Here is a 26,519-nt window from a genome sequence, read left to right as displayed (position 1 = left end):
CGCTGAGTCCGCTGAGTCCGCCGTCGAACCGACCCCGTGGGAGTGCCTGATGCCCGGCCCAGAGCAGCAGTTGCCCGCCGACAACCACCCCGGCCGCGAGCAGGACAGCGCCGACGTGATCGTGGTGGGCGCGGGCCCGGCAGGCTCCACCGCCGCCTACCACCTGGCCCGGACCGGGCTCGACGTGCTGCTGCTGGAGAAGTCCTCGTTCCCCCGCGAGAAGGTCTGCGGCGACGGCCTGACGCCGCGCGCCGTCAAGCAGTTGATCGATCTGGGCATCGACGTCTCCGAGGAGGCCGGCTGGCTGCACAACCGCGGGCTGCGGCTGGTCTCCGGGCAGCGCCGGCTGGAGCTGGACTGGCCCCAGCTCTCGGCCTTCCCGTCGTTCGGCCTGGTCCGCCGCCGGGCCGACTTCGACGAGCTGCTCGCCCGCCGGGCCGCCGCGGCCGGCGCCCGACTGGTCGAACGGGCCAACGTGGCGGGCCCGTTGGTCGACGAGCGGACCGGCAGGATCACCGGGGTGACGGCCCGGCTCGGCGAGGACCGGCAGCCGGCCGGCTACCGCGCGCCGTTGGTGGTCGCCGCGGACGGCAACTCCACCCGGCTCTCGCTCGCGATGAAGCGCTACCGCCGCACCGACCGGGCGATGGGGGTCGCCTACCGGACGTACTTCACCACCCCGCGGCACGACGACCGCTACCTGGAGGCCTGGCTCGACCTGCGCGACCCGAAGGAGCCGACCCGGCGGCTGACCCCCGGCTACGCCTGGGTGTTCGGGATGGGCGACGGCACCGCGAACATCGGCCTCGGCGTCCTGGACACCGCGGCCGTCGCCCACGAGGTCGACTGGCGGGAGGTGCTCCACCGCTGGTGCGCCGACCTGCCGCCCGAGTACGGCTTCACCCCCGAGGGCATCACCGAGCCCGTCCGCGGCTCCGCCCTCCCGATGGGCCTCAACCGCCGGCCGCACTACGCGGACGGCCTGCTGCTGGTCGGCGACGCGGGCGGCACGGTCAGCCCGGGCACCGGCGAGGGCATCGCCTACGCGATGGAGTCCGGCCGCTACGCCGCCGAGACGATCGTCCAGGCGATGGCCCGGCGCACCGACCGCGGCCGTGAACTCGCCCTGCGCGCCTACCCGCAGGCGCTGCGCGCCGCCTACGACGGCTACTTCGCGCTCGGCCGGCTGGCCGCCGACGTGCTGGCCCGCCCGCGGTTGCTCGGGACGGCCGGCGCGCTCGGCCTCGGCCACCCCGCCCTGCTCCGGACGGCCTTCCGGCTGATGGTCAACCTGACCGAGCCGAACTCCCGCGACGCGCTGGACCGGCTGCTGCACGTCCTCGGCAAGGTGGCGCCCAGCGGCCGGTCGTGACCGCCGCGGCGGTCACGTGCGCGGCCCGTGACGGCGGGCGGACCGGTCGCCGCACCTGCGGAGGCGGCCGGTCCGTCACGCGTTGAACCACCAGCGGCCCCGGTGCGAGGCGAAGGCCCCGATGGCGAGGAGGGAGACCGCCAGGCCGCCCAGCGCGACGAAGGCGCCGCTGAACAGCTGGATCAGGCCGGAGACGACCCCGAGCCACTCGACCGCCAGCACGGCGGTGCGGGTCCAGCGGGCCCGCCGCGGGGCCAGCGCGGCGCAGCCGCCCAGCAGGACGGCGATCGCCAGGGACAGCACCGCGAAGAACCGGACGAGCCCGGCGTCGCTCCCGTAGTCCCCGCTGACCAGTGCGAACAGCAGGAGCCCCGCGACGCCGTTGAGGACGGCGTGCAGCCAGACCGCGGCGACCGCCCACCTGATCGCCGCCGGCATCCGTTCGGGCGCCCATGAGTCCGCCATCACCCGCCACCCCCTGGCTCGTTGCGTACCCGTACCCGTACCCGTACCCGTACCCGTACCCGTACCCGTACCCGTACCCGTACCCGCACCTGAACCTGGACCGGCCGGGCAGGGCGTGACCCTCCATCCTGCCCGCCCCCGGAGTGGGAGGTGGGCGGGTTGGCCGAAACGGCAGGGATCAGCGGCACTTCGGGCACTTCTTATTGACGGGAAGTCAGATGATCCGCTTGCCTGGGTCGCGACCTGGCCACGGAGGGTGACGGATCACCCTCCGGCCGTCCTGCCGCCGACCCGACGGAGACCATCGTGCGCCTTCGCCTTCGCCTGATCGCAGCCCCGTTCGCTGCGGTCGTCGCCCTGCTCGCCCCCGCCGTCCCGGCCGCCGCCGCCGACGTCACCAGCACTGCCGCGGCCGCCGCCACGCCGGCGGACGAGTGCTCGACCGCCGACCGGCACGGTGACCCGCGGCTCGGCCCCGACGACCTGCCGCGCATCGGACCGGTCGGCCGCGAGCTGATCGGCTACCGGCGCACCGGCGGCCTCTCCGAGGACAAGTTCCTCGCCACCTACTACAGCCCCACCGCCAACAACGGCGCCCCGGGCTGGATCTACCCGCCGGCCAACGGTTACGTCACGCTCCCCGACGGCACCCCGGTCGAGTTCGAGCTCACCCTCTACCCGAACCAGAACATCGACCGGTTCGGCAGTGAGTACGGCTCCTTCCTCGCGCCCGAGGGCCTTCCCTACGCCAGCCGCTCGATCCCGCCGCAGAGCCTCGACAGCACGCCGGCCGCGAGCTGCAACTACCACGACTACAAGGTGCTGAAGCCGTTCAAGGTGCACGCCGGCCCGATCGCGCCGTGGTTCGGCCAGCCCGGCTACGGCCTGCAGTACCAGCTCGACGCCGCCCTGGTGCCGAACGGCCCGGCCCGGCTGAACGTGCTCTGGCTGGTCGACAACGGCTACCTCGCACGGATCTGACGCACCGTCGCGCGGCGCCCCGGGGGTGCGCGCGGGAATTCGCTGGCGGCATCGCCCCGGACCGGGGTAGGAAGGGCGGATGACCACCGTCGACACCACCTCCGACCAGCGCGTCTTCACCCCCACCGGGATCGACCTCGGTGACCTCGCCCTGCACCCCTGGGGGCGGGGCACCGAGGTCCGCGGCGGCGCGGTGCCCGCGCTCGTCGCGGCCGCGGCCGATCCGCTGATCGCGCTCTGGAACCCGCTCCGCACCGCCGACGAAGCCGCGGCCGAGGCGTACCTCGACCGCTGCGGCGCCGGCTGGGAGAACGGCACCGTGGCCGCGTTCGCGGTGCTCGACAGCGCCGACGCGACCCTGCTGGGCAACGTCGCGCTGCGCTGGACCGGCCGGGCCGACGGCCTCGCGATGATCGGCTACTGGCTGCTCCCCGCCGCCCGCGGACGCGGCGCCGCCACCCGTGCGGTCCGGTCCGTCACCCGCTGGGGCATCGACACGGCCGCCGCCCGCCGGATCGAGATCGCCCACGCGGTCGACAACCACGCCTCCTGCCGGGTCGCCGAGCGCTGCGGCTATCCCGCCGAGGGCACCCTGCGCGCCTCGTACCGGTTCGGCGACGGCCGGTACCACGACGAGCACCTGCACGCCCGGCTCGCCACCGACCCCGACCCTGCGGCCGGGTAGCCCGCCGGGCGCGCCGGGGGCCCACCGGGCGGGCCGACCTCCCGTGCGGGGAGCGGGCGTTGGGTCGCCCGCAGTGTCCGCGCGGTACCTCGGTGTCGCCGTTCCGGCGCCCGCCGGGGCCGATCCGGCCGACTTCCGGCACCGGGCCGCTGTGGCCGGGCGCGGCGCGGGGTGGGAGGCCTAACCTGGAAGGGCGCGCCGGTGCGTGCGACGGAACGGGAACGGTGGACCATGACGGTCATCTCGGCGGCTCTCTTCGGAACGGACTGGCGGGCGGCGCTGCCCGGTCCCGGCCACGCCGTGCTTCCGGCCACCGCGCCGTTCGTCGCGCCCGCCCCCGGTGACGCAGAGCTGCTGCGCGAATGCGCCGCGCGCGGCTGGACGGTGGTGCTGACCGGGCCCGGCCCGGCCGGTGCTCCGGCCCTCGCCGTCACCGCCCCGGGGCGTGACCCCCTGCGCACGGCCCTCGGCCTGGTGGACGGTGCCCCGTCGCACGCCGTGTACGTCGCCGGGAGCGTGCCCGAGGTGCTGGCGGCGTGCCGGGCGGCGGTGCCCTGCGTCGCGCTGGAGACCGGCCGCGCGACCGGTACCGAACTGCGGGCGGCCGGCGCCGCCGAGGTGCACCGCGATCCCGTCGCACTGCTGCATGTGCTGGACGACAGCCTGTTGGCCAGACCCAGGGCCTTCGGCGTCGGTCGTCCGGCGGCTCCCGCCACCGCGACCGGCCCGGCCGGGCCCGGCCGGAGCGGTTGACGGACCCGCGTACCGGGCAATCGCCCGGGTGAGAACGACGTCACCGGACGTGTCGGAGGTGACCGAGATGGACGGACCCGCCTTGAGCGGCCGGGAACGGCGACTCCTGGAGGAGATCGAGTCCGAGCTGCGCCAGGACGCGCGGCTGGACCGGCGGTTGAGCACCATGGGTGCCAAGCCGCCGAGCCGGCTCCGAAAGGTGCCGCGCCGTCTCGCGCGGAAGACGCCACCGGGTGTACTGATGACCGCACTGGTGATGTCGGCGATCTGCCTCAGCATCGGCGTGCGCGCCCCGACCACCGCCGCCCTGGTCACCGTCGCACTGGTCTGGGCACTCAGCGTGGCCGTCTCGGTCGGCGTGGCCGTCCTGCTGCGCCGCCGCCGCCCGGCCCGGCCGGACGCCTGGGACGGCCCGGACCACCCCGGCGCCGGCCGCCCGCCCCGCGAAGGGCGGGAACGCGGGCCGCGCGGGGAGCACGGCGAACCCCGCGGCTGGGACCGGCCGGAGGCGTGAGCGCCATGACGACCGACCTGTGGGAGTACCGCCCGGGCTCCCACCACGCCACCGACCTGGCCCTGGCCGGTTACGAGGTGGAGGCGACCGACGGCCCGCTCGGGCGGGTGGAGCAGGACCTCGGCGACCGCCTCCTCGTCGACGCCGCCCCGTGGGTGCGCGGCAGCCGGCTGCTCGTCCCGGTGGGCCTGGTGGCCCGGATCGACCACCTGGAGCTCGTCGTCCACCTGGACTGCCCGCGCGCCCGGCTCCGCTCCGCGCCGCCGCCGTCCGCCGTCGAGCTGAACGCGCTCGGCCGCTCCGCACCGGACGGCCCCTTCATCGGCTGAAGCACCCGCGTCCGTCGGCTGAAGCGCCGCGTCCGTCGGGTGAGGCGCCCGCGTCCGTCGGGTGAGGCGCCCGCGTCCGTCGGCCGAGGCGCCCGCGCGAGGGCCCGGCGCCGGTGTGCGGCTCAGTCGCCGCGCAGGCGGACGAAGGTGGCCGCCGGCGGCCTCCCGGTGACCGTCACCTCGGCGCGGAGCACCGCGGTCAGCGGGCGCAGGCTGCCGTGCTCCGGATCGCGGACCGCCGGGCCGAGGAACTCCCCGGCCGCCTCGGCGAGCTGCCGGGACTGCACCGCCGTCAGCCGGGGGGTGGAGAGCAGCACCCGGCCGTCGTCCAGCTCCAGGACCAGGGCCCGTGGCCGCGCCGCCGCCCCCACGAGAGCGCGGACGGTCGCGTCGACCGTGTCGCTGCGCCGGTACTTCACCCAGACCTGGCCCGCGCCGCGCGGGCGGTAGGCGGAGCCGGCGGCTTTGCAGACCAGCCCCTCCACCCCGGTGCCCGCCAGCTGCTCCGTCCAGGCCAGTGCCTCGGCCCGGTCCGTGGTCGCCAGCACCGCCTGGACCGGCGGCGGTACGTCGGCCAGGGCGGCGAGCAGCAGCCGGCGCCGGTCGGCCAACGGCAGCCGGCGGACGTCCCGCCCGGGCAGGGCCAGGACGTCGAAGGCGATCAGCCCGAGCGCGGTGTCGTCGGCGGCGCGGGCCTGCCGGGTGCGCAGCAGCTCCTCGAAGGCGAACCGGCCTGCGCGCCAGGCGACCAGCTCCGCGTCCAGGACCAGCCCCTCCGGCAGCCGGGCGACGGCGGCGGCGATCGGCGGGAACTCACCGGAGAGGTCCCGGCCGGAGCGCGACTGGAGGTAGGGCGGGCGGTCCCCGCGCGCGAAGGCCACGCAGCGGAAGCCGTCCAGCTTGAGTTCGTACTGCACGCCCGCGCCGCCCAGTCCGTCCGCCGGCGGGACGGCGCGGACGGCGGCCGGGCGCATCACCTCGACGGGCGGGTGCAGCACCAGCGGCGTGCCGCCCGCACTGCCCGTCCCGGTGGGCGCGCGAGCGGGGGCGCGGGTGGAAGTCGGGGTGGGTGCGCGCCGGGTGCCGCCGGTGGGCCCGGGGGCCGGGGCCGGACCGGTGGGGAGGGGGCGGGCCCGGCCGGCGTCCAGCAGCGGGGCGAAGAGGTCGCCGGACTCCGCGAGCCGCTCCGGGACGTCGGCGATCGTGAAGACGAAGTCATCCTCGGACCGCGCCCGCTCCAGCTCGGCCCAGGAGAGCGGCGCCGACACCGTCGGCCGTGGCCGGGCCCGCAGGGTGTAGGGCGCGGCGGTGGTCTTCCTGGCGGAGTTCTGCGACCAGTCGACCAGCACCCGGCCGGTGCGCCGCACCTTTGCCATGGTGTGCACCACGAGGTCCGGGCGGGCCGTCTCCAGCGAGGCGGCGAGCGCCTTCGCGTACGCGGACACCGCGGCGCTGGGCGTCGGTTCCAGCGGCACCAGCAGGTGCAGCCCCTTGGAGCCGGAGGTCTTCACCCAGCAGTCGAGCCCGTCCGCCGCGAGCCGCTCGCGGAGCAGCAGGGCCACCGCCCGGCAGGTCAGCACGGACGCGCCCGCGCCGGGGTCGAGGTCCAGCACCAGCCGGTCCGCGAGCCCCGGTGCGGCAGCGTGCCACTGCGGCACGTGCAGCTCCAGACAGCCCAGGTTGGCGGCCCAGAGCAGCGCCGCCCCGTCGTCCAGCACCACCTGCCGGAGGTCCCCGCCGCTGCTCGGCACCTCCACCGTGCGCACCCAGCGCGGCGTTCCGGCCGGCGGGTTCTTGGCGATGAACACCTCGCCCTCCACACCGTCCGGGCAGCGCAGGAAGGAGACCGGGCGATCGCGCAGGTGCGGCAGCAGCACGGTGTGCACGGCCGCGTAGTAGCGCAGCACCTCGCCCTTGAGCGTGCCCGTCCGCGGGTAGTACACCTTCTCCAGGTGCGAGAGGGCGAGCGTGCGCCCGTCCACCACCATCTGCGGCATGGCCGCCTCCGTGCTGTACCGGTCCTCGCGCCGTGCCGGTCCCCGCGTCCCCCGCATCGGTTCGCGGGCCCGCGCAGCCAGTCTGCCCGGCCTCCGGCCCGTCCGCGCGCCCGTCCGGGTGCCCGCCCGGGGCGGCCGTCCGCGCGCCCGCCCGGGGCGGCCGTGGCGCCGGGGCCGCCCCGGACGCCGCTACGGCGCGAGCAGGGCCCGGGCGGTGCGGACCAACTCCTCGTCGGCGGCGGGTTCGCGCTCGCCCGCGATGCCCGAACGGAACAGCGAGGCTCCCTCGATCAGCATCACGAACACCTGCGCACGCCCCCGGAGAACCTCCTCGGGGAGCTCCGGGCGGTGCCGGGCGACGAACGCCGCGACCTGCTCCCGATACGCGGTGTAGAAGCCCCGGACGGCGCCCGCGACCTCCGCGTCCCGGGCCGCGAGCGCCCAGAGCCCGGCGAAGAGCCCGACCAGCCGGGTGTCCTCCTGTTCGGCGAGCAGGGCCCGGACCAGCTCCTCGGCCACGACGCCGGGACCGTCGGTGCCGGCGGGGTCGGTGCTGGTGGTGCCTGTGGTGCCTGTGGTGCCGGAGCCGGCACCTGTCGGGCCGGTGCCGGCCAGGAGGGGCGCCAGCCGCTCCGCCGACCGGCCGAGGACGCGCTCCAGGACGGCCGCGACCAGCGCGGCGTGCGTCGGGAAGTAGTACTGGAGGTGGCCCAGCCGGACGCCCGCCGCCGCCGCTACCGCCCGCATCGAGAGGTCCGCACCGCCCGTCGTCACCACCACCTCCTCCGCCGCGTCCAGCAGCTGCGCCCGCCGCTCCGCCCCCTTGGCGCTGCTGCGCCTGGTGCCGCCGCCGCCTGCCGGGCCGCCGTGCGCGCCGCCGCCGCTCGTGCCGTCGCTCGGGCTCCCGTTCATGCCGCCGCCCCCGCCCGCTGCGCGGCCCGGTCGGTGCCGTCGCCGGTGTCGGCGCCGGTGTCGGTGACCGTGACGGTGACACCCAGCGCCGCCAGGTCGGTGACGGCCGCGCCCGGCCGGGGCGTCTGCTCGGGGAAGACCACCCCGACCGGTGGTGCCGCACCGTCCGTGCCCAGCACCCGGCGCAGGCCCAGCAGCGCGCCGACGGCCGTCAGGTGGGCCTGCCCGGCCCCGTCCTCGACCACCGCGCTCAGGCTCCGCCCGCCGTGCGCGACGTCGATCCGCAGCCGGGCGACGCCGCCCTCGCCGGGCGAGTACAGCAGTGCGCGCCGGGCCGGCTGCCAGCGCTCGCCCCGGCCCCACCGGAAGAACCCGGCGCGCCGGGCGGCCAGCAGCGCCGTCGTGCCGGCCCGCGAGCTGAAGCCGATCCGGGTGGTGGCCGTGGTGGTGCCCAGGGTCAGCGGCAGCGTGAACTGCTCGGGGGTGTCGATCCCGGCGACGAGGGTGGGGGAGCCGCCGATCCGGACGGTGCGCGCGCCGCCCAGCGGGGCCACCGACTGCCGGCGGCCGTCCCGGACCACCTCGTAGTCCAGGCCGAGCCGGTCCATGAACTCCACCGAGTCGGCGCCCGCCCGGTCGGCGAGGTCCCACCGGACGGCGGTCTCGACGTGCGCCGCCCCGCCGAGCCGCTCCGCCAGGGCGGCCGCGACCAGGCTGGTCACCCCACCCATCCACGCGGAGGAGAGCAGCACCGGTGCGGCCGGCCGGAGCAGGGCGGCGACGGTGGCGGCGCGCTGGAGCCGGGCCGTCCAGCGGGTGACGTCCACGAAGGGGACGCCCGCCCGGGCCGCCGCCCGGAGCACCCGGTCGTCGGGGTCGTTCACCACGCCGACCACGGCCCGGACGGCGGCGGCGAACGGCGCCGGGTCGGCGAGGTCCCAGCGGCGCACGGTGACCCGGGCGGTGCCGAGCTGCCGGGCCAGGGCGGCGCCGCGCTGCTCGGACCGGCCGGTCAGCAGGAGCGGCAGCCCCGGGGCCGCCAGCCGGGCGAGTTCCGCGCCGACCGTGCCGTAGCCGCCGACCAGCAGGACGGGGCCGTCGGGATCGTGGGTGAGGCGGTCGTCGAACACCAGGGGGAGGTTCATGGCAACAAGAATAGGTCGAGTGACCTAAAGATCTTGTCAGCCGCCGACCAGGGCGTGCGCGTCGGCCACCAAGTCCTCGATCCGGGGCCAGTCGACCGGCGCCACGTCCAGGCGGACGCCGACCCAGCCGCGGTGGCCGACGTACGGCGGCCGGAAGAACCGCGCCGGATCCTCGGCGATCAGGAACTCCTGCGCACCGGCCGCGGCCGGACACCAGAACGCCAGCCGGTCGTCGTGATGGTGGTCGGCCAGCATCACGAACACCCGGGCCCGCCGGCCCGCCCCCGCGAACCAGGTCGGCTCGCCGTGGCTGACCCGCTCCGCCACGGCCGGCAGCGCCAGGGAGACGGCCCGCAGCCGCTCGACGGCCGCCTCCCCGGTCGCCTCCCCGGTCGCCGGTCCGGTGTCCACCGGCACTGCGCTCACCCCCGGGCCGGGAGCGGCTGCGCGGGCGGAAGCGGCTGCGCGGGCGGGAACGGCTGCGCGGGCGCCGGTGCCGGACGGCCGGGGCATCGCCGGATCACCCGGCGGCCGGGCGGGGTGCGCCCCGGTAGGTGCCGAAGTACCAGCGGTTGCCCTCCGGATCGGCGGCGGCGAAGTCCCGCGAGCCGTAGTCGGTCTCGTGCAGACCGGTGGTGATCCGGGCCCCGGCGGCGACGGCGCGGGCGTGCACCGCGTCCGGGTCCGCGGTCACGACGTAGGCGGTGAAGCCGCCGGGGCGCCCCGGCCACGGGTCGCTGCCCTCGGGGTCGGGGCGGTCCGAGCCGAGCATCACGCCGCCGCCCTCCGGCCAGGCCAGCTCGGCGTGCGCGACCGTCCCGCCCTCCCCGTACGCCACGACCTCCTGGAAGCCGAACGCGTCCGTCAGGAAGCGGATCAGGGCCCGGGCGTCGCGGGCGCGCAGGCTGGGCCAGACCTGCGGGGCGGGAGTGGTGGTGTCCATCGCGGCAGTCCTCCTCGGAGCGGTGGTGCGGCCCGGCAGGCCGTCACCACTCCCACTCTGGTGCCGCCGCTGCCGCCCCGCCTTGGACGTTTCGGAACTTCGCCGCCTCCGCCCCCTCCTCGGCCAGCCACACGCTCGGCGCGCAACCGGCCAGCGCACGGAACTCCCGCGCCAGGTGGGCCTGGTCGAAGTAGCCGCAGTGCGCGGCCAGCGTCGCCAGCCGCGGCAGCGGCCCGGGCGCGCCGAGCAGCCGCCGGGCCCGGTCGAAGCGGATCACCCGGGCGGCCGCCTTCGGGGTGAGGCCGGTCTCGCGCCGGAACCCGTCCTGGAGGTGCCGGCTGCTCCACCCGGTCTCCCGGGCCAGCGCCGCGACCGGCACCGATCCGCCGCTGCTCCGCAGCGCCTGCCAGGCCCGGACGACCTCCGGCGGCACCCGGCCGGAGGGCCGCGCGGCCCGCAGCAGCGCGGCGTCCAGGGCGGCGAACCGCTCCGGCCAGCCGGCGGCCAGCTGGAGCTCCTCCTGGAGCCGCCGCCCGGCCGGGCCGAGCACGGCCTCGGCCGGGACGTCCAGCCCGGCCAGCTCGCCGGCGGGCAACCCGAACAGGGCCCGGGCCGCCAGCGGGTGCACGGCGATCTGGACACCCGACTGCCGGCCGTCGTGGGTGATCAGCGCGGGGGAGGTGTGCAGCCCGCCCAGCAGGGTCGGGTAGTCGCCGCCCGCCTGCGCCGGATCCGGATGGCCGGCCATGGTGAGCGGCTCGTCCAGGGTCAGGATGAAGGTCAGGTACGGGGAGGGCAGTCCGCGGTGCACGGCCGGCGCGACGCCGCGCTGGCGGTAGCCCGAGTACCAGGCCACGTACGGCCGCAAGGCCGTCGCGGGCCGGGCCCGGACGGCTTCGTCGACGGTGCCGGCGAGTTCCTGCGTCACCCTCCCAGTATCGGCCCCGGGGCGGCCCGGCACCGGTCGCGGGCCAGTCGCGCGGTCGGCCGTGCGACCGGTCGCGGGGGTGGTCACTGGGGCGGTCACGCGGTCGGCCGTGCGGCCGCCCGTGGCCCGCGCCGCCCGTCCCCGGGTGCGCTCGCGGGCGGTCGGGGTGTTGCTTATGGTGAGCGCACCGGAACAACCGGTACGCGGGGGCGGACTTGAGAGGGATCCCAGTGACCACTGCCCGAGACATCATGCACACCGGCGCCCAGTGCATCCGCGCCGACCAGACGCTCGCCGAAGCCGCCATGATGATGCGCGACATGAACGTCGGTGCCCTGCCGATCTGTGGCGACGACCAGAAGTTGAAGGGCATCATCACGGACCGCGACATCGTCGTCCGATGTATCGCGGAGGGCAAGGACCCGGCCGACATGATGGCGATGGACATGGCCGGCCACCTGCACTGCGTGCGCGCCGAGGACAACATGGACGCGGTGCTCAAGAAGATGGAGCAGCACCAGATCCGCCGCATCCCGGTCATCGACGGGGAGCGGCTGGTCGGCATGATCAGCGAGGCCGACCTGGCCATGGGCCACCGCGAAGGCCAGCGTCTGACGGACCAGCAGATCATCGAATTCATGGACAGCGTCTACATGATGCGCTGACCGGTCCGGTTCTTCCCGCCGGTCGGCCGCCGGCCGTCCGCCGCGGGTTGAGGCGCGCGAGTGTCCCCGTGCCGTAGCGTCCGGGGGCACTCGTCGTACGCGGCGGTCCGGGCACCCGGGCCGCCCGTCGGACCCTTGGTCGCAGGGCGGCCCGGGACAGCCTTCGGGGTCGGCACGGGCAACAACCACTTACGTGCCGGGATGCTCCGGCAGAGCGAGCCAGTCCGACCAGGAGATCTCACGGCCGAGGAAGCGCGGCTGCTCGAACGGCCAGTCGGCGGCGATCCACTGCGGCACCAGCGCGTCGAAGGCCTGCTCGACCTCGCTGCCCACCAGCTCGTCCACCACCCACCAGGAGATCTCGCCGTCCGCGCCGGCCCTCTCCGGCGGGTCGATGTAGACGCAGCCGAGCAGAACCGTCTCCGCCGCGTCGAACAGTGCGTAGTTGAAGGACTGGTGCGCGGCGATCTCCTTCTCGTGCCGCAACAGGTCGGCCTGGTCGGCCTCGTAGGTCATGGTGTCCGCGGGCCAGCCCCAGGCCGGGCCGAAGATGGTCCACAGCCGCTCGCGCGAACCCATCACAGCGGGATAGTCGAGCGGGGTGTCCGCCTCCCGGATCGGCCGCAGGTGATGACCACCGCCCGGCAGCGGTACCAGGACGGGGTGGACGAAGTCATCGGGAAGCCAGCTCATGGCGCCCGACCGTAGCAGTGCGCGGCCGTCCGCTCCCCTGGATTTTCCCCGCATACCGCCGGGCACTGCTCTCGTGCCGGGCAGGACCCGCGATCACCCGGTCGAGACTCCCGCGGCATCGTGAAGCTTGCTCAGGGCGGCATGGTCGTTGCTCACCAGCAGGCGGTAGCAGGGCAGCGCGATGCCGTGATCAATCACGGGTCGAGGGTACGGCGGATCCACCCCAGGGCCGCAAATCCGGGCTCACAAACCCCAGGGCCACGGGCTTACTTGGAGCCGGTCGCCACACGTACGTTCATTTCGTCTCGCAATGTGAGCCGAAGGTTCTTGGCATCTGGGATGGGGGCAGAATCGCCCCATGGGAAAGACCTACGAGAAGATCGACGGCCGCCTCCGGGACTTCATCGAGCGCCAGCCCGTCTACTTCGTCGCCACGGCGCCGCTCGAGGCCGGCGGGCATGTCAACGTCTCACCCAAGGGGCGCTCGGGCACGCTCGCCGTGATCGACGAACTGACGGTCGCTTACCTGGACTTCGGGGGGTCGACGGCGGAGACCATCGCGCACCTGCGGGAGAACGGGCGGATCACGCTGATGTGGTGCGCCTTCGACGGCCCGCCGACCGTGGTCCGGGTGCACGGGCAGGGCGAGGCGGTGTTCCGCGACGACGCCCGGTTCGCCGGCCTGCTGCGGCACTTCGACCCGACGGCGGACGGATCGGCGCTGCGGGCGATCGTCCTGGTCCACGCCGACCGGGTGAGCGACTCGTGCGGGTTCGCCGTTCCGTTGATGGAGTACCGCTCGGACCGGGAGCTGCACGAGCAGTTCTTCGACCGCAAGTCGGACGAGGAGTTCAGCACGTACTGCGAGGGCAAGGAGTACGTCGCCACCAGTATCGACGGCCTGCCCGGTCTCCCGCTGCCGCTCCCGCCGCGCCCGTAGGGCCCGCGGCGGAGCCGTGGCCCGTCAGGCCGCGGGCTGCGCCGGGCCGCGGTGGAGACGGAGATCGCGCAGCAGGGCGGTCTCGGCGCCGTGGTGGAGCAGTTCCTGGTTGACCCACCACATGACCTCGGCGAACCGGTCCTCCGGGTCGCTGCCGTACGGGTAGGCACTGTGCCCGACGGTGTCGAGCGCCGCCTCGTCGGTGGAGGCCGGGACCGCCCGCCAGGCGTCGGCCGCCGCCGCGAAGGCCGCGATCGCGGTGGCCGCGTCACCGGCCACCGGCAGGTCGTCCCGGGTGAGCGAGCGGGTGCCGTCCGTGTGGTCGGTCCGGAGGGCGAGCAGCTCGGTGAGGTGGCTGAGCCGCCAGGCCGGCGTGGTGAACGGCGGCGGCACCGGATGCGGGGCGGGCGTGGCGTCGCGCCCCCAGTCGCCGTTACCGACCAGCAGGGTGGCACGGGCCCCGGGCCCGTCGGCGTGACGGCGCACCGACCAGCGGGCGGCGACGGGCTCCCAGAGGTACTCGTCGTCCGTGAGCGGGCCGACCGCGACGTCCGTGCCGTTGCCGCTGTCCACCACCGGGCCGGCCAGGCGGTCGGCCAGGCGCCGGTGGGCGAAGTCGTCCTGCTCCAGCAGCGGGACCATGCGCGGCGGCATCGTCATCGGGCACTCCTCGGTCTGTCCTGATCGGCCGGGCCGGGGGCTGCCCGTCACCCGTCCGCACCCTGCCACGACGTGGGCGCCGAGGGCGGCGGATTATCCGCCCGCTCGCCGGGCGCCGGTGTCCGCCGGCCCGCCGGCCCGCCCGCCCGACGTCCGGGGCCGGGGCCGGTGGCCCGACGGTCAAGGGCGCCGGGCCGCCGGGAGCGCCGTCCTGGACGGGGCGGGGCTGCGCCGCCGGTGGTAGGCGAAGGCGAGGGCCAGCACGATCGGGCCCCAGAGCATCACCGGACCGATGCACACGCGGGCCAGCAGCAGCCACCACCCGTTGCCGAACGCCACTTCGTGGAAGCCGAGGACGTCGAACCAGGCGAGCGGCATGGTGTCCCAGAGCGCCACCAGGCCCAGGCCGCCCAGGGTGGCCGGGACCACCGCCGCGAGCGGGGCGACCCGCTGCCCGCCGATCAGCGGGATCCACGCCGGGACGACCTCGCCCCACCCGCTGACCAGCCCGGTGCAGAGCAGGGCGAGCGCCTCGGTGAGCAGGCTGAGCCCGAACACGTAGGGCGCTCCCCACCAGGGCATCGGCGGCGCCGCCGGGTCGACCGTTCCCATCGTGAAGCCGAAGGCGAACGGCAGGCGCCACAGGCAGTGCGGCAGCACGACGAACGGCAGGGCCCGGGCGAGGCGGAGTGCCCAGGGCGGGACGGGGCGTTCGGTGGTGGACGGAGGCGGTGAGATCGGCATGGCTCCACCGTCGCGGAGCCGCGCGGGGCGGGCGTCGGCCGGCCGGAGGAGCCGGCTCCCCCGGGAGAGCTGTCCCGGGTCGTCCCCGCGGATGAGCATCGGCAGGACCGGGGCGCGTCGGTCGTTTGCTTCCCGGAATGCCACGACGCCGCTGGACCGGTCCGGGGTTTCCGGGCGGTGCAGCGGCGTGGTCGTGGTGCGGGGTGGTGCGGGCGCGGGGGTGGTGCGCCGGTGTGGTGGTGCTGGTGGCCCGGGGCGGTGTGTTGCTCGGGGTGTTACTTGGTGAGGCCGGCCTTGACGGAGCAGACGGGCCAGGCGCCGGGGCCCTGGGCGGCGAGGACCTTTTCGCCGATGGTGATCTGCTGGGCCTTGGTGGCCTGGTGGGCCTGGGGGGCGTAGGCGGTGCCGCCGAAGGCGGCCCAGGTGCTGGAGGTGAACTGGAGGCCGCCGTAGAAGCCGTTGCCGGAGTTGATGGCCCAGTTGCCGGTGGCTTCGCAGGCGGCGACCTTGTCCCAGACGCCGGCGGGGGCTGCGGAGGCGGCGTTGGCCGTGACGAGTCCGGCCACGGGGAGGGCGACGAGCGCCCCGGCCATCAGTGCGGTGCGGACGCGGTTGCGGCGCTTGGCGGTGGTGGCGGTGGCGGTGGTCTCGTTACGGAGGGTCATGCGGGTCCTTTCGGCGGGGGGTGCGGGCGTGCGGAACCAGGCCCTGGGGTGGGCCTCGGTTTCTGCGGGGGTGTCGCTCGCGGGGTGGGGCACCGTTCGCGGTCCGGGGCGGTGGGGCCCTGGTGTGCGGTGTGCTCGGTGCAACGGGTTCGAAGTTACGGGGGTCGGGGTGGGGGTTTCAAGGATTCGTAGGTTTGGGCATGTCAGGGGGCTGTTACCTGAGGTATGGATCAAGCTTTTGGGTTGTTTTGGCCCGTTTTTCGCCCATTTTCTTGGTCGTTGGGGTGGGGGAAGTGGTCCGGGCCACAGGGTTGGGGGTGTGAGGCCGGGCACATCGTCGACGGTGGGTGACGGGCCGTCGGCGGGGGGTGCCGGTGGTGGGGTGCCGGGGTGGGGGTGCGGGTGGCCCGCACCACAGCCCTCACCCGCCGTGCCCCGTACCTCCACCCGCTGTGGCCGCCATAGCCTCGGGGCATGAGCAACGAGAGCGATGCAGAGGCCGTCGGCGGTGCCGAGGAGCCGGGGGCGGCGGTCGCGCCGGCCGGGTTCGAGCTGGGCACCGACGGACCCCGGATGATCCTGGCCGGGCTGGACGGCTCGGACTCCTCCTGGCGGGCCACCGCCTACGCGGCCGGGCTCGCCCGCCGGCAGCGGGCGACCCTCGCGGTCGCCTACGTGCAGCCCGTCCTCGGCGCGGCCACCGCCCTCGCGGGTGCTGCGGTGGAGGAGACCACCCAGGAGATCGCCGACGAGCTGCTGGCCGCCCTGCGCGAGGCCGAGCACCGGATGCGGGACGTCTGGCAGCTGGACTGGCGTTTCCTGACCGTCCGCGGCGACCCGTACACCGCCCTGGCGCGGATGGCGGATGAGCTGCGGGCGGACGCCGTGGTGGTCGGGGCGTCGGAGCGGGCCGGCCACCGGGTGATCGGCTCGGTGGCGGTGCGGCTGGTGAAGGCGGGGCGCTGGCCGGTGACCGTCGTGCCGTAGCCGTGGCTCGCCGGGGGAGGGGAGGAACGGCGGTGGGCCGAACAGGGAAGAGGGCTGCGATCCCGGGCGGAAGCCGGGGTCGCAGCCCTCTGTTCGGAAGGGGCGGACAGCGGTGAGCGAGAACTCCCGGGGTCCGTGTCAGCCGAGAACGGAGGCGCCGTTGCCGCAGATGTTGATCGGGATGCTGATCGGGATCTGGATCTGGTTGCCGGAGAGCACGCCCGGGGAGCCGGTCACCACGCCGCTCGCGTAGGCGCCGCCGGTGTTGATGCACGTCGTCCCGCCGCCGAACGCCGCGTCCTGGAGGGCCGCTCCGGACGGTTCGGGGGCGCTGTACCCGGAGTCGCAGCCGCCGGCGAAGGCGGTGCCCGTGGACATGACGGCCAGCGCAGCGGTGAAGCCGGCGGCGAGCAGGTACTTCCTGGTCTTGGTCATGCCGGAAGAGATAGCCAGCCGACACGCAGGACACGACACAATCCACCCCTGGCACCACTCGAACGCAGGAGTGATCGGCCACGGATGCAGGAGTCGCGCCACCCGACCGGAGTAGACCCGTACCCCGGCGTCCGGGCCCGGCGCCGTCGCCGGCGGCCGTCCCCCGTCCCGTCCCCCGCACGGCTCCCGGGCCCCGAGGCCCCTGTCCCGGGACGGGGAACGGGACCGGAACGGGCCGCCCGCCCCGTGTCACCGGGACGCCCACCCGCCGATGCTCGGAGTACCGACCGGGCGCGGCGGACGGCGGACCACCCCCGGGCCCGCCCCCGGCCGGCCACCGGTCCCGTGGTGCGAGGCACCGAACCGCGAGGGGCGCACCGAACGGCGAGGGGCGGGACCGAACCGCGAGAGGCAGGCCGACATGTACGAGCACTGGGGCACCTACTCCGAGCACGACTCGCTGGGCGACTGCCTCGGTCTGGCCGCGGAAGCCCTGCGGCAACAGGGCCTCCGGATCTGGGACCTCGCCGGCGACGGCGGCCACCGGGTGACGGGCGGGAACGGCGATGTCATCACCGACATCGTCTGCGTCCCGCAGTCCGGCGCGGTCTGGCTGACGGTCAGCACCTACTCCCCGGACCGGGCGCTCGCCGAGCGCACCCGCGACGACGTGCGCGCGTACCTGACCGGTGCGATCCGCACGGCCTGAGCCGGGGCCGTCCCGGGCTTGCCGGGTTCCCCGGGATCCCCCGGCTCCCCGGTGCTCGGGCGGTGGGCCGCGGGCGGGGCCCGCGGCCGGGGGCGCCGCCCGCCCGGCGATAGGGTTCGTGACCATGACGGAGACCCCGGCCGGCGGCGCCCTCACCGCGTCCGGCAGCGACCTGCACCTGGAACTGCCCGCCACCGGGGGCCGTCGGGCGGCGCTGATGGCCGCCCTGCGCGAGGCGGTCCGGAGCGGCCGCCTGACCCCCGGCACCCGGTTGCCGCCCTACCGGGTGCTGGCCGCCGACCTCGGGATCGCCCGCAACACCGCCGCCGACGCGTACGCCGAACTCGTCGCCGAGGGCTGGCTCACCGCACGGCAGGGATCGGGCACCACCGTCGCGGAGCGGGCCGAGCCGGTCGCCCCGGCCCGCTCGCGCCGGGCGGTCCCGCGGCCGAGAGCGGCGCACGACCTGCGGCAGGGGCAGCCGGACGCCTCCTCGTTCCCGCGCGCGGCCTGGCTCGCCGCGGGCCGCCGGGCGCTCACCGCCGCGCCCAACGAGGCCTTCGGACCGGGGGACCCGCAGGGCCGGCGCGAGCTGCGCAACGCCCTCGCCGACTACCTGGCCCGCGCCCGCGGCGTCCGCGCCGACCCCGAACGGATCGTCGTCTGCTCCGGCTTCGCCCACGCGCTGCGCCTGCTGTTCGAGGGCCCCGGCGCGGTGCTGCCCGCGCCGTCCGCCGGCTCGCTGGCGGTCGAGGCGTACGGGTTGGCCTTCCACCGCGGCCTGCTGGCCCGCGCCGGGGTGACCACCGTGCCGCTGCCGCTGGACGCCGACGGCGCGCAGGTCGACGGGCTGGCCGGGCGTCCGGACGTCCGCTCGGTGCTGCTCACCCCCGCCCACCAGTTCCCGACCGGAGGCCCACTGCACGCCGCCCGCCGCGCGGCGGTGGTGGACTGGGCGCGCGGGCGCGGCGGCCTCGTGCTGGAGGACGACTACGACGGCGAGTTCCGCTACGACCGGCAGCCGGTCGGTGCGCTGCAGGGCCTCGACCCGGAGCGGGTGATCTACCTGGGCACCGCCAGCAAGAGCCTCACACCGGCGCTGCGGCTCGGCTGGATGGTGCTGCCCGAGCACCTGGTGGACCGGGTGCTGGCGGCCAAGGGCGAGCGCGAGGCGTGGGCGAGCGCGCTCGACCAGCTGACCCTCGCCGAGTTCATCGAATCGGGCGGCTACGACAAGCACGTCCGCCGGATGCGCCGCCGCTACCGGGACCGCCGTGACCACCTGGTGGCCGCCCTGGCGGAGCGGGCGCCGTACGTCGAGGTGTCCGGCATCGCGGCCGGCCTGCACGCGGTGCTCCGGCTGGAGCCCGGGACGGAGCGGTCGGTGCTCAAGGCGGCCGCGTACCGGGGGCTGGCCGTGGAGGGCCTCGCGGACTACCGGCACCCGGGCGTCGGGCCGGCCGCGATGCCGGTGGCGGGCGGTCTGGTGGTCGGGTACGCGACCCCGCCCGACCACGCCTACCAGGCGGCGGTCGCGGCCCTCTGCGACATCCTGCCGCCGCCGGTCTGAACCGCTGCCGGCCCGGACCGCCGCTCGTCGGCACCGGCGCCGTCCAGCGGCCGTGGCGGCCGGAGGGTACGGGGGACGGGCCCGCTCCGGTGCGGTCCGGGGCGGCAGAGCGTAGGCAATGGCCCGCCGCGTCCGCCCCGCTGTCATATGCCAGTACGGGCCGGGGCGGAGCGCGGCCCCCGGAGCGGCGGCGGCCCCTAGCCTTTCTCGTCATGCGCACATCACATGTTGGCCGGTTCGGCCTCGCCGCGATCCTGGCCCTTCTCCTCGGTCTGTTCCTCTCGGCCGTCCCCGCCCAGGCCGGCACCCCGCTGCTCTCCGTCAGTTCCGACAAGGCGACGGCGACGCCGGGCTCCTCCGTCACGCTGACCCTGACCCTGACCAACCCGCACGACACCCCTGTGCAGTTCGTCTACCAGTCCGTCCAGCCGACCTACGTCACCACCCAGAACACCGGGCTGAAGTACGCCTTCTCCGCCTGCGGCGGCAATGTCAGTGCCTGCGACACCGGTGCCACCAGCGGGCTGGTGCACCACACCGTGCCGGTCGCGGCCGGGGCCACCACCACCATCACGCTCACCTACGCCATCGCCGCCGACTCGGCCTGCGGCTCCGGCGCGCGGATCGACTTCTACACCTATATCTACGACGAGTACCAGGCCGGTGCGGCCAGCGACTCCGGCATCTTCGACGTCCCCGGCAACGAAGTCACCTGCTCCTGAGCCGTCCCGCCGCCCCGGAGCGCCACCGGGCGACCGTCGGGGACGCCCGACCGGGACGCCACCGCTGAGCCGCTCCCCGAACCCCCGTCAGGTGCCGGCCGCCCCCGTACCGGCACCTGACGGGCCTTCCGCCCGTGCGGCCGCAGCGGGACGTCGGACGGGCCTTCCACCCGTGATGTCGGACCGGGATGGCAGGCTTGGGCCCATGGCCGAACCGCTGACCACCGACACCCCCGGGACCGCTCGTACGGGCGGGCCCGACGGCGTACCCGCAGCCCCCGACCGGACGGCGGTCCCGGCCGGGCTCCCGCTGCCCCACGCCGTGTACGCCGCGATCCGCGCGCGGGCGGACGCACGGACGGCGCCCCTGGTGGATGCGCTGCTCCGGCCCTCGCTCGCCCTCGAACCCCTCGCGGACGAAGCTCCGGCCCCGGAGGTTCCGGCCCCGGGCGGCCCGGCCCCGGAAGCCCGCGGGGCGCAGGCCGCGGGCCCGGCCGTCGGCCGGCTGGGAGGCCTGCCCGCACTGCCCCGCGGCACCGGGTGGCCGGAGTTCGGCGGCCGGCCGATGCAGTTCCTCGCCCAGCTGGACTGCGCAGCCCTGGCGGCGGCCTTCCGCACCGGCGGCGCCACCACCGGCGACGGCGACGACCGGTCGCTGCCCGGCGAGGGCCTGCTGCTCTTCTTCCACGACGAGTGGATCTCCGACTTCACCGGCCGCGGCTGCCGCGTCCTGCACGTCCCCGCCGGATCGCCGGCCGGGCCGGCCCCGGAGAGCGAGCTGAGCACCCCCGTGGTGCCGGCCGTCCCGGTCGGGGCGCACTGGCGGCTCTCCGCCCCCTCCTACCAGGACCAGGAGCTGGAGGACGTCTTCCCCGAGGATTTCATGATCGCGCTCGATCTGGCCTCCGACTTCCGCGAGCTCCTGCCCGCTCCGGACGTGCGGGTGCTCGGCTGGTGCGACACCGACTCCGGGCGCCCCGCCGGCCACCGGCCGCTGCTCCAGATCGAGAGCCGCGCCCTGGACGCGGACTGGGGAGAGTGCGTCAACGTCTCGTTCTGGATCACCGACGAGGATCTGGCGGCGGGCCGCTTCGACCGTGTCCGGCAGGGCTTCGAGGTGGCCTGACGGTGCCCGCCGTCCATCGTGCCGCCCGCCGTCCGTCTCCGGCCGCCGGGTGCCCGACGGCAGCCGACGCCAGGCGGGAAGTGCCGGCCTCGTCCTAGGCTGCTGGAAGGAGCCCGGACCAGTGAGGCAGACGTGGCACCAGAGGAACCGGACGCAACGGACCCGCCGGACCCGTCGGGCCCGTCCGTCGGGCCCGACCTGCCCGACCCCTCGGACGTGCCCGGCCGCGACCTGACCACCCCCGACCCGGCCACCCCCGACCCTCCTGAGCCCCCGGTGAGGGAGCTGGTGCACTCGGCCCGGGCCCACCCCTCCTGGCTGCCGGAGCTGCTCGCCCAGTTCGCCGTCCGCCACCGCGGCCCGCGCGCCGCCCGTCGGGTCGCCGGACTGCGGGAGGCACACCCGGACGCGCCGCAGGCCGAGCTGGTCCGGCGGATCGTCGACCACGCGCGCCGGGTGAGCCAGAGCGAGGGCGCCTTCGTCGGCGGGCCGTTCCTCTGGATGGCGCCGTTCGCGTTCTGCATCGCCCTGCTCGCCCAGGGGCAGCTGATGCTCGAACTCGCCGCCGTGTCCGGGAAGGACCCGGCGGCCCGGGAGCGGGTCGCCGAGCTGCTGGTGATCCAGGGCGCCCACCCCGACCGGTCCTCCGCCGAGCGCGCCCTCGCGGCAGGGCCTCCCGCCCCGAAGGGCGGCGGCCGGCTGCGGGGCTTCCTGGCGCTGGTCTGGCGGATGGCCCGGCTGCTCGGCCTGACCACGGTGGACGAGGATCCACCGCCGTCCCGCCGGCGGACGGTCGGCGAGTGGGTGCTCGTGCTGGTGGTCCTCCTCGTGGGGCTGGTCGCGCCGCTGGTCTGGCTGCCCTACATGGCGCTCTCCTATCACTGGGCCACCGACCGGCTCGCGGCCCGGGCCGCCGCCTACTACTTCGGCGGTGACCCCGCCGAGTGGCTCGGCGTGCGTCACCGCCGGGCGGATCCCGGTGCCATCGCGGCGGCCCTGCGCGCAGGGCTCTCGCTGCTCCTGCCGCTGGTGGGCGTGATCGTGGTGGTGGGGGCGGACCTTAGGGTGGCCGGGAGCCACTGGCCGGTGCTCGCGGGCGTGGTGATCTCCCTCTCCTGCCTGGTCGGCGTGCTCTGGTACCGGGGCCACCGCACCTGGCGGAACCGCTGAGCAGGTCGGCCGACCGGCCTGTTCGAAGCCGGAGCGGACGGCGCGCGGGCCGGTGATGTCGGCCGGGTCCGGCAAGGTGTGCGTGGACGGGGTGGCCGAAGGCGCTGGGGAGCGGGTGTTCGTCTGCCGGTTCCTGCAGGCCCGCGAGCGCGACCGGGTGGGCGTGCCGTTCTTCGCCCGCCACGACGAACACGCGACCTGGTACGACCGGTTGCGGCCGGCCTCGTTCGGGCGGCGGCCGTGGTTCGCGGCGGAGCCGGTGCTGGTCCGAGGCCGGGCGCCGGCCGGCCCGCCGGGTGCCCCCGGCCGCCTCGGCCCGGGCCCGGCGGCGGGCCTTTCACGGGGCCCGAGCCGGCTCGGCGAGCTCCGAACGGTCGTGCGTTCGAAGGTCGAACTGAAGTCCGGAAGACCCGTGGTCCGGCCACTGGTCCGCAGGCCTTCGCGCTGCTCCGTTCGGGTGGAGGGGATCGTTCCGAGGGCCGGGCGATTCGCATGCACAGGAATTCGAAGCTCCGTCTAGGGACTGTGCACGGATTCCAACCACCGCATGGGAGAGATTCACCCTATCGGGGGGCACTCACCGTTCGTACGGGGTTGCTCCGGTGCCGGTGATCTAGGGTTCCCGGTGGGCCGCTCGAAAGGGCGGAGAACAGTGCGCTTGATTCGCCAACACCCCCACCATGACGCCTATCTGACGATCCGACACCGCCTGTGCCGGGCGGATCGGCGTGACCTGACCAGATGAGAAGGAGAACCCTGCCGATGCCGGTGGACACGAACCCGGAGACACAGCAGGTTCCGCAGCAGTCGAGCCTCACGACGGCCGCTGCCCGCAATCTCGCCACCACCACCAAGTCCGCGCCGCAGATGCAGGAGATCACCTCCCGCTGGCTGCTCAAGGTGCTCCCCTGGGTGCAGGCCGCCGGTGGCGCCTACCGGGTGAACCGCCGCCTCACCTACACCGTGGGCGACGGCCGGATCGAGTTCATCAAGACCGGGTCGCAGGTCCGGGTGATCCCGCGCGAACTGGGTGAACTCGCCCTGCTGCGCGGTTTCGAGGACGACGACGTGCTGGCGGCCCTGGCCGACCGCTGCCAGCAGCAGGACTTCGGCCCGGGGGAGGTGCTGGTCGAGCGCGGTGCCGCCGCCGACCGCATCTACCTGATCGCCCACGGCAAGATCAACCAGATCGGCACCGGCAAGTACGGGGACGAGACGGTGGTCGCCGTGCTCGGCGACGGCGACCGCTTCGGCGAGCAGTCCGTCCTGGACGCCGACGCCGTCTGGGAGTTCACTGCCAAGACCGCCACCGCCGGTACCGTCCTCTCGCTGCCGCGGCGGGAGTTCCAGGCGATCCGGGACGGCTCGACCGCGCTCCAGGACCACCTCCGCGACTTCCTCGCGCTGCCGCTCCAGCGCCAGAACGAGCGCGGCGAGGCCGAGATCGCGATGTCGGCGGGCCACCGGGGCGAGCACGAGCTCCCCGGCGCCTTCGTGGACTACGAGTTGAAGCCGCGCGAGTACGAGCTGAGCGTCGCGCAGACGGTGCTCAAGGTGCACACCCGGGTCGCCGACCTCTACAACCAGCCGATGAACCAGACCGAGCACCAGCTCCGGCTGACCATCGAGGCGCTGCGCGAGCGCCAGGAGTACGAGCTCATCAACAACCCGGAGTTCGGCCTGCTCAACAACGCCGACTTCGACCAGCGGATCCAGACCCACTCCGGCCCGCCCACCCCGGACGACCTGGACGAGCTGCTCAGCCGCCGCCGCGACCCGGACTACCTGCTCGCCCACCCGCGGACCATCGCCGCGATCGGCCGCGAGCTGAACGCGCGCGGGCTCTACCCGCACCACGTCGACCTCGGCGGGCAGCAGGTGCCGGCATGGCGCGGGGTCCCGATCCTGCCGTGCAGCAAGATCCCGATCACCAAGGAGAACACCAGCTCGATCCTGGTGATCCGGACCGGTGAGGACAACCAGGGCGTCATCGGCCTGCACCAGACCGGCATCCCGGACGAGTACCAGCCCAGCCTGTCGGTCCGCTTCATGGGGATCAGCGAGAAGGCGATCATCTCCTACCTGGTGAGCGCCTACTACTCGGCCGCGATCCTGGTGCCGGACGCGGTCGGCGTCCTGGAGAACGTCGAGATCGCGCACCAGCGCCACTGAGCGGTCGCGCACCGCCGCCACCGGGGCGCACCCGGCTGTCGGCGCCGACGGCCGGACAACCCGCGGCCGGGCCGTAACCCGGCCGGCGCAAGATCGTTTCACCTGATGACGGACGGCCCGCCCTTCGAGGCGGGCCGTCCGGTGTCGGCCCACCGTGCGCCGACCGATCCCCGACGACGCTCCCGACGACACGAGAGGTGCATGGAGCCCATGCTGCAGCGACAGCGGCCCCGGCAGCCGCGACGGATACCGGTGGACGGGCAGCCGTGACCGCGGACCTGATCATGGTGACCGACGGTGCGGGAGGCCCGGTGCTCGGCCGCCGGGCCCGGCTGGCCGGTGCGGCGGCCGGGGTGGCCGCGCTCTGCGCGCTGCTCAGCGGCGCGGCCGGCGCCCGGGCCCCGGAACGCCAGGGCGGTGGCAAGCCGCACGGCCCGGTGGTCGAGACCTGCGTGGACACCGGGACGGACGTCTCGGTGTCGGTCGGCAAGGGGGGAGTGGACGTCGAGGTCGACGTCGACGTGGAGGTCGGCGTGACGGTCGACCTCTCCGGGGTGCTCCACCACCCCGGGCCGGGCGGAAAGCCGTGGCCCGAGCCGCACCCCAGGCCCAGCCACTCGCACGAGCACCACCACCCGTGCCCGAAGCCGACGCCGACCCCGAAGCCGACCCCCACGCCGACCCCCACGCCGACACCCACACCCACGCCGACGCCGACCCCGACCCCGAAGCCCACTCCGACCCCAACACCCACTCCGGTACTCACCCCGCCACCGGCCCCCGCGCCGGTACCGCCGGTCGTGCCCGCCCCGACGCCGCGCCCCACCCCGCCGCCCGCGTCCTCCCGGCCGACGCCGAAACCCACGCCGAAGCCGACCGTGCAGCCCGTCGTCCCGCCGCCACCACCGGCGCCGGCCCCCGAGCCGTCGGTCACGCCCAGCCCGCCGGCTCCCGCGCCGGTGCTGCCGAGGCCGGTGGCCAAGCCCGTCCGGCTGCCACAGGCATTGCCCGCGCCCGAGCCGGCGCGCCACCACGGCGCCTCGCCGACCAGGACGATGCTGCTGGTCACCGTGCCCGCCGTGCTGGCGGCGGCGGCCCTGCGGCCACGCGGTGGCGGCCGTGGCGGGCGAGGCGGCGGCGGCCGCTCCTGACCTTGCCGGCCGCGGTCGGTGGGCAGGCGAATCGTTCCGCCGGGGCCCGGCCCACCGAGCCGGGCCCCGGCGGCGCCGCCCGCACCCGCAGAGCCGCGGCGCCGCCGCCCCGGTGCGCCCCTCCGTGCCGTTCGGAGAGGCACGCCGCGCCCCCGCGGCCGTGGAAGAACCCGGGCCCAGCCGGCCCGGCCCCGAATGCCAAGCCGAAGAAGGGAGTTCCCATGTCCGAATGGTTGGCACTGGCCATCGCCATGTCGGCGGCCTGTGCCGTCGTGGTGGCGGTCGTGCTGCTGAGGCACCGCCGGGCCAGCGTGGACGAGAACACCGACGAAACACCCGACGTCATCGAGTACATGACGATGATGATCGGCGTCGTCTACGCGATCGTGCTCGGCCTCGCCATCGCGGGCGTCTGGGAGGCGCGCGGCGCCGCCCAGGACGACGTCCTGCGCGAGGCCCAGTCGCTGCACGAGGTGAGCGAGCGCGCCCAGGTCTACCCGGTCGAGTTTCGCGACAAGGTCCGCGCCGACGTGGACGGTTACGTCCAGTACGTCGTCGACGTCGAGTGGGCGTACATGCGCGAGCACGGCGAGATCTCCGAACGCGGCACCGAGTTACTGGCGAAGCTGCGCCAGGACGTCGCGACCCGCACACCGGCCAGTGACCTGGAGGCCCAGGCGTACCAGCCGATCATGGACCGGATCGCCGTCGCCGACGAGACCCGCAACGCCCGCGGCCAGAACGCCGGTCCGACCATGCCGGGCGTGGTCTGGTTCGGGCTGATCGTGGGGGCCGTGGTGACCGTCGGCATGGTGTTCGCGCTCCAGATCCGGCGCTCGACCCGGGAGTTGCTGCTGGCGGGCATGTTCAGTGCGCTGATCGCCTTCCTGCTCTTCCTGATCTGGGACTTCGACGACCCGTTCGGCCGGAGCGTGTCGGTGACGACCCAGCCGTTCACCGACCTGTTCCCCACCCTCGGTGGCGGCCAGGACTGAACCTCCGCACGGGTGTCCGCAGGGGCCGTGTCCTTCGATAGTCTGATCGGGCCGTCGGGGGCCGGCCCCGTCGGCGTACCGAAGGGACCGT

General features: G+C 75.3%; 29 protein-coding genes and 1 pseudogene. 17 read left to right on the top strand and 13 right to left on the bottom strand.

Annotated elements, in window-relative coordinates; all coding sequences use genetic code 11:
* Positions 1-49: 49 nt before the first annotated feature.
* Positions 50-1,372, top strand: a complete 1,323-nt coding sequence (locus OH807_RS04960; RefSeq protein ID WP_406194335.1) for a geranylgeranyl reductase family protein — start codon at positions 50-52, stop codon at positions 1,370-1,372.
* Between the two features lie 75 nt (positions 1,373-1,447).
* Here OH807_RS04960 and OH807_RS04955 read toward each other — a convergent pair whose 3' ends face one another.
* Positions 1,448-1,837: a hypothetical protein gene (locus OH807_RS04955; RefSeq protein WP_406194332.1), complete on the bottom strand. Its 390-nt coding sequence runs from the start codon at positions 1,835-1,837 to the stop codon at positions 1,448-1,450.
* A 306-nt stretch (positions 1,838-2,143) separates the two neighbouring features.
* Here OH807_RS04955 and OH807_RS04950 point away from each other — a divergent pair, with 306 nt between their 5' ends.
* The 5 genes from OH807_RS04950 to OH807_RS04930 all read left to right on the top strand — a co-directional run bounded on the left by OH807_RS04950 (position 2,144) and on the right by OH807_RS04930 (position 5,099).
* Entirely contained in the window at positions 2,144-2,818 is a 675-nt protein-coding gene (locus tag OH807_RS04950; protein ID WP_406194330.1) for a TNT domain-containing protein, read from the top strand.
* Positions 2,819-2,897: 79 nt separating this feature from the next.
* On the top strand, positions 2,898-3,503 hold the full coding sequence (locus OH807_RS04945) for a GNAT family N-acetyltransferase (protein ID WP_406194328.1): 606 nt from the start codon (positions 2,898-2,900) through the stop codon (positions 3,501-3,503).
* A gap of 231 nt (positions 3,504-3,734) precedes the next feature.
* Positions 3,735-4,256 (top strand): HAD family hydrolase, encoded by a 522-nt coding sequence (locus OH807_RS04940; protein ID WP_406194325.1) that lies wholly within the window; start codon positions 3,735-3,737, stop codon positions 4,254-4,256.
* A 67-nt stretch (positions 4,257-4,323) separates the two neighbouring features.
* The gene (locus OH807_RS04935; protein ID WP_406194323.1) at positions 4,324-4,770 is read left to right on the top strand and encodes a hypothetical protein; all 447 of its coding nucleotides are present in this window, start codon (positions 4,324-4,326) and stop codon (positions 4,768-4,770) included.
* Positions 4,771-4,775: 5 nt separating this feature from the next.
* The gene (locus tag OH807_RS04930; RefSeq protein WP_406194320.1) at positions 4,776-5,099 is read left to right on the top strand and encodes a PRC-barrel domain containing protein; all 324 of its coding nucleotides are present in this window, start codon (positions 4,776-4,778) and stop codon (positions 5,097-5,099) included.
* Between the two features lie 122 nt (positions 5,100-5,221).
* Here OH807_RS04930 and OH807_RS04925 read toward each other — a convergent pair whose 3' ends face one another.
* The 7 genes and pseudogenes from OH807_RS04925 to OH807_RS04895 all read right to left on the bottom strand — a co-directional run bounded on the left by OH807_RS04925 (position 5,222) and on the right by OH807_RS04895 (position 11,024).
* Positions 5,222-6,073, bottom strand: a complete 852-nt coding sequence (locus OH807_RS04925; protein WP_406210713.1) for a DNA ligase — start codon at positions 6,071-6,073, stop codon at positions 5,222-5,224.
* Positions 6,074-6,217: 144 nt separating this feature from the next.
* A pseudogene (gene ligD, locus OH807_RS04920) lies at positions 6,218-7,096 on the bottom strand (non-homologous end-joining DNA ligase); the annotation flags it as partial.
* Between the two features lie 189 nt (positions 7,097-7,285).
* Positions 7,286-8,008 (bottom strand): TetR/AcrR family transcriptional regulator, encoded by a 723-nt coding sequence (locus tag OH807_RS04915; protein WP_406194317.1) that lies wholly within the window; start codon positions 8,006-8,008, stop codon positions 7,286-7,288.
* Positions 8,005-9,153: a saccharopine dehydrogenase gene (locus OH807_RS04910; protein WP_406194314.1), complete on the bottom strand. Its 1,149-nt coding sequence runs from the start codon at positions 9,151-9,153 to the stop codon at positions 8,005-8,007. The genes OH807_RS04915 and OH807_RS04910 overlap by 4 nt, the downstream gene beginning before the upstream one ends.
* 36 nt (positions 9,154-9,189) lie before the next feature.
* Positions 9,190-9,564 carry an MmcQ/YjbR family DNA-binding protein gene (locus OH807_RS04905; RefSeq protein ID WP_406194312.1) on the bottom strand — a complete coding sequence of 125 codons (375 nt, stop codon included), beginning with the start codon at positions 9,562-9,564 and terminating at the stop codon, positions 9,190-9,192.
* A 109-nt stretch (positions 9,565-9,673) separates the two neighbouring features.
* Positions 9,674-10,096: a VOC family protein gene (locus OH807_RS04900; RefSeq protein WP_406194310.1), complete on the bottom strand. Its 423-nt coding sequence runs from the start codon at positions 10,094-10,096 to the stop codon at positions 9,674-9,676.
* A 43-nt stretch (positions 10,097-10,139) separates the two neighbouring features.
* Complete coding sequence (locus OH807_RS04895) at positions 10,140-11,024, bottom strand: helix-turn-helix domain-containing protein (RefSeq protein WP_406194308.1); 885 nt, start codon at positions 11,022-11,024, stop codon at positions 10,140-10,142.
* A 230-nt stretch (positions 11,025-11,254) separates the two neighbouring features.
* Between OH807_RS04895 and OH807_RS04890 the strand changes: the two genes are divergently transcribed.
* Positions 11,255-11,689 (top strand): CBS domain-containing protein, encoded by a 435-nt coding sequence (locus OH807_RS04890; RefSeq protein ID WP_406194305.1) that lies wholly within the window; start codon positions 11,255-11,257, stop codon positions 11,687-11,689.
* A gap of 189 nt (positions 11,690-11,878) precedes the next feature.
* Here the strand turns inward: OH807_RS04890 and OH807_RS04885 are convergent, their stop codons facing one another.
* Positions 11,879-12,382: an N-acetyltransferase gene (locus tag OH807_RS04885; protein WP_406194303.1), complete on the bottom strand. Its 504-nt coding sequence runs from the start codon at positions 12,380-12,382 to the stop codon at positions 11,879-11,881.
* A gap of 358 nt (positions 12,383-12,740) precedes the next feature.
* On the opposite strand from OH807_RS04885, the gene OH807_RS04880 reads away from it, so the two are divergent.
* On the top strand, positions 12,741-13,322 hold the full coding sequence (locus tag OH807_RS04880; RefSeq protein ID WP_406194300.1) for a pyridoxamine 5'-phosphate oxidase family protein: 582 nt from the start codon (positions 12,741-12,743) through the stop codon (positions 13,320-13,322).
* Between the two features lie 24 nt (positions 13,323-13,346).
* Here the strand turns inward: OH807_RS04880 and OH807_RS04875 are convergent, their stop codons facing one another.
* The 3 genes from OH807_RS04875 to OH807_RS04865 form a co-directional block, all read right to left on the bottom strand.
* Positions 13,347-13,982, bottom strand: coding sequence for a DinB family protein (locus OH807_RS04875; protein ID WP_406194298.1), 636 nt, complete (start codon positions 13,980-13,982; stop codon positions 13,347-13,349).
* 180 nt (positions 13,983-14,162) lie between these two features.
* Positions 14,163-14,726, bottom strand: a complete 564-nt coding sequence (locus tag OH807_RS04870; protein WP_406194295.1) for a hypothetical protein — start codon at positions 14,724-14,726, stop codon at positions 14,163-14,165.
* 275 nt (positions 14,727-15,001) lie between these two features.
* A complete protein-coding gene (locus OH807_RS04865) occupies positions 15,002-15,391 on the bottom strand; it encodes a transglycosylase family protein (RefSeq protein ID WP_406194293.1) in 390 nt (129 codons plus the stop codon).
* 573 nt (positions 15,392-15,964) lie between these two features.
* Between OH807_RS04865 and OH807_RS04860 the strand changes: the two genes are divergently transcribed.
* Positions 15,965-16,378 carry a universal stress protein gene (locus tag OH807_RS04860; protein WP_406210710.1) on the top strand — a complete coding sequence of 138 codons (414 nt, stop codon included), beginning with the start codon at positions 15,965-15,967 and terminating at the stop codon, positions 16,376-16,378.
* 138 nt (positions 16,379-16,516) lie between these two features.
* On the opposite strand, the gene OH807_RS04855 is transcribed toward OH807_RS04860, so the two are convergent.
* A complete protein-coding gene (locus OH807_RS04855; protein ID WP_406194290.1) occupies positions 16,517-16,813 on the bottom strand; it encodes a chaplin family protein in 297 nt (98 codons plus the stop codon).
* 421 nt (positions 16,814-17,234) lie between these two features.
* Between OH807_RS04855 and OH807_RS04850 the strand changes: the two genes are divergently transcribed.
* From OH807_RS04850 to OH807_RS04815, 8 genes are all read left to right on the top strand, one after another.
* Complete coding sequence (locus OH807_RS04850; protein WP_406194288.1) at positions 17,235-17,522, top strand: hypothetical protein; 288 nt, start codon at positions 17,235-17,237, stop codon at positions 17,520-17,522.
* 124 nt (positions 17,523-17,646) lie between these two features.
* Positions 17,647-19,092, top strand: coding sequence for a PLP-dependent aminotransferase family protein (locus tag OH807_RS04845; protein WP_406194286.1), 1,446 nt, complete (start codon positions 17,647-17,649; stop codon positions 19,090-19,092).
* 212 nt (positions 19,093-19,304) lie between these two features.
* Positions 19,305-19,814 (top strand): hypothetical protein, encoded by a 510-nt coding sequence (locus OH807_RS04840; RefSeq protein WP_406194283.1) that lies wholly within the window; start codon positions 19,305-19,307, stop codon positions 19,812-19,814.
* A gap of 205 nt (positions 19,815-20,019) precedes the next feature.
* On the top strand, positions 20,020-20,940 hold the full coding sequence (locus OH807_RS04835; protein WP_406194280.1) for a DUF1963 domain-containing protein: 921 nt from the start codon (positions 20,020-20,022) through the stop codon (positions 20,938-20,940).
* A gap of 132 nt (positions 20,941-21,072) precedes the next feature.
* Positions 21,073-22,110 (top strand): hypothetical protein, encoded by a 1,038-nt coding sequence (locus OH807_RS04830; RefSeq protein ID WP_406194277.1) that lies wholly within the window; start codon positions 21,073-21,075, stop codon positions 22,108-22,110.
* A gap of 762 nt (positions 22,111-22,872) precedes the next feature.
* Entirely contained in the window at positions 22,873-24,282 is a 1,410-nt protein-coding gene (locus OH807_RS04825; RefSeq protein ID WP_406194275.1) for a family 2B encapsulin nanocompartment shell protein, read from the top strand.
* Positions 24,283-24,548: 266 nt separating this feature from the next.
* Positions 24,549-25,433, top strand: coding sequence for a hypothetical protein (locus OH807_RS04820; RefSeq protein ID WP_406194273.1), 885 nt, complete (start codon positions 24,549-24,551; stop codon positions 25,431-25,433).
* A 221-nt stretch (positions 25,434-25,654) separates the two neighbouring features.
* Entirely contained in the window at positions 25,655-26,428 is a 774-nt protein-coding gene (locus tag OH807_RS04815; protein WP_406194271.1) for a hypothetical protein, read from the top strand.
* Positions 26,429-26,519 lie beyond the last annotated feature (91 nt).

The organism is Kitasatospora sp. NBC_01560 (genome assembly GCF_045208415.1).
Classification (GTDB): domain Bacteria; phylum Actinomycetota; class Actinomycetes; order Streptomycetales; family Streptomycetaceae; genus Kitasatospora.
The sequence above is the reverse complement of the archived record's forward strand: the minus strand, read 5'-3'. Positions and strand labels throughout refer to the sequence as shown.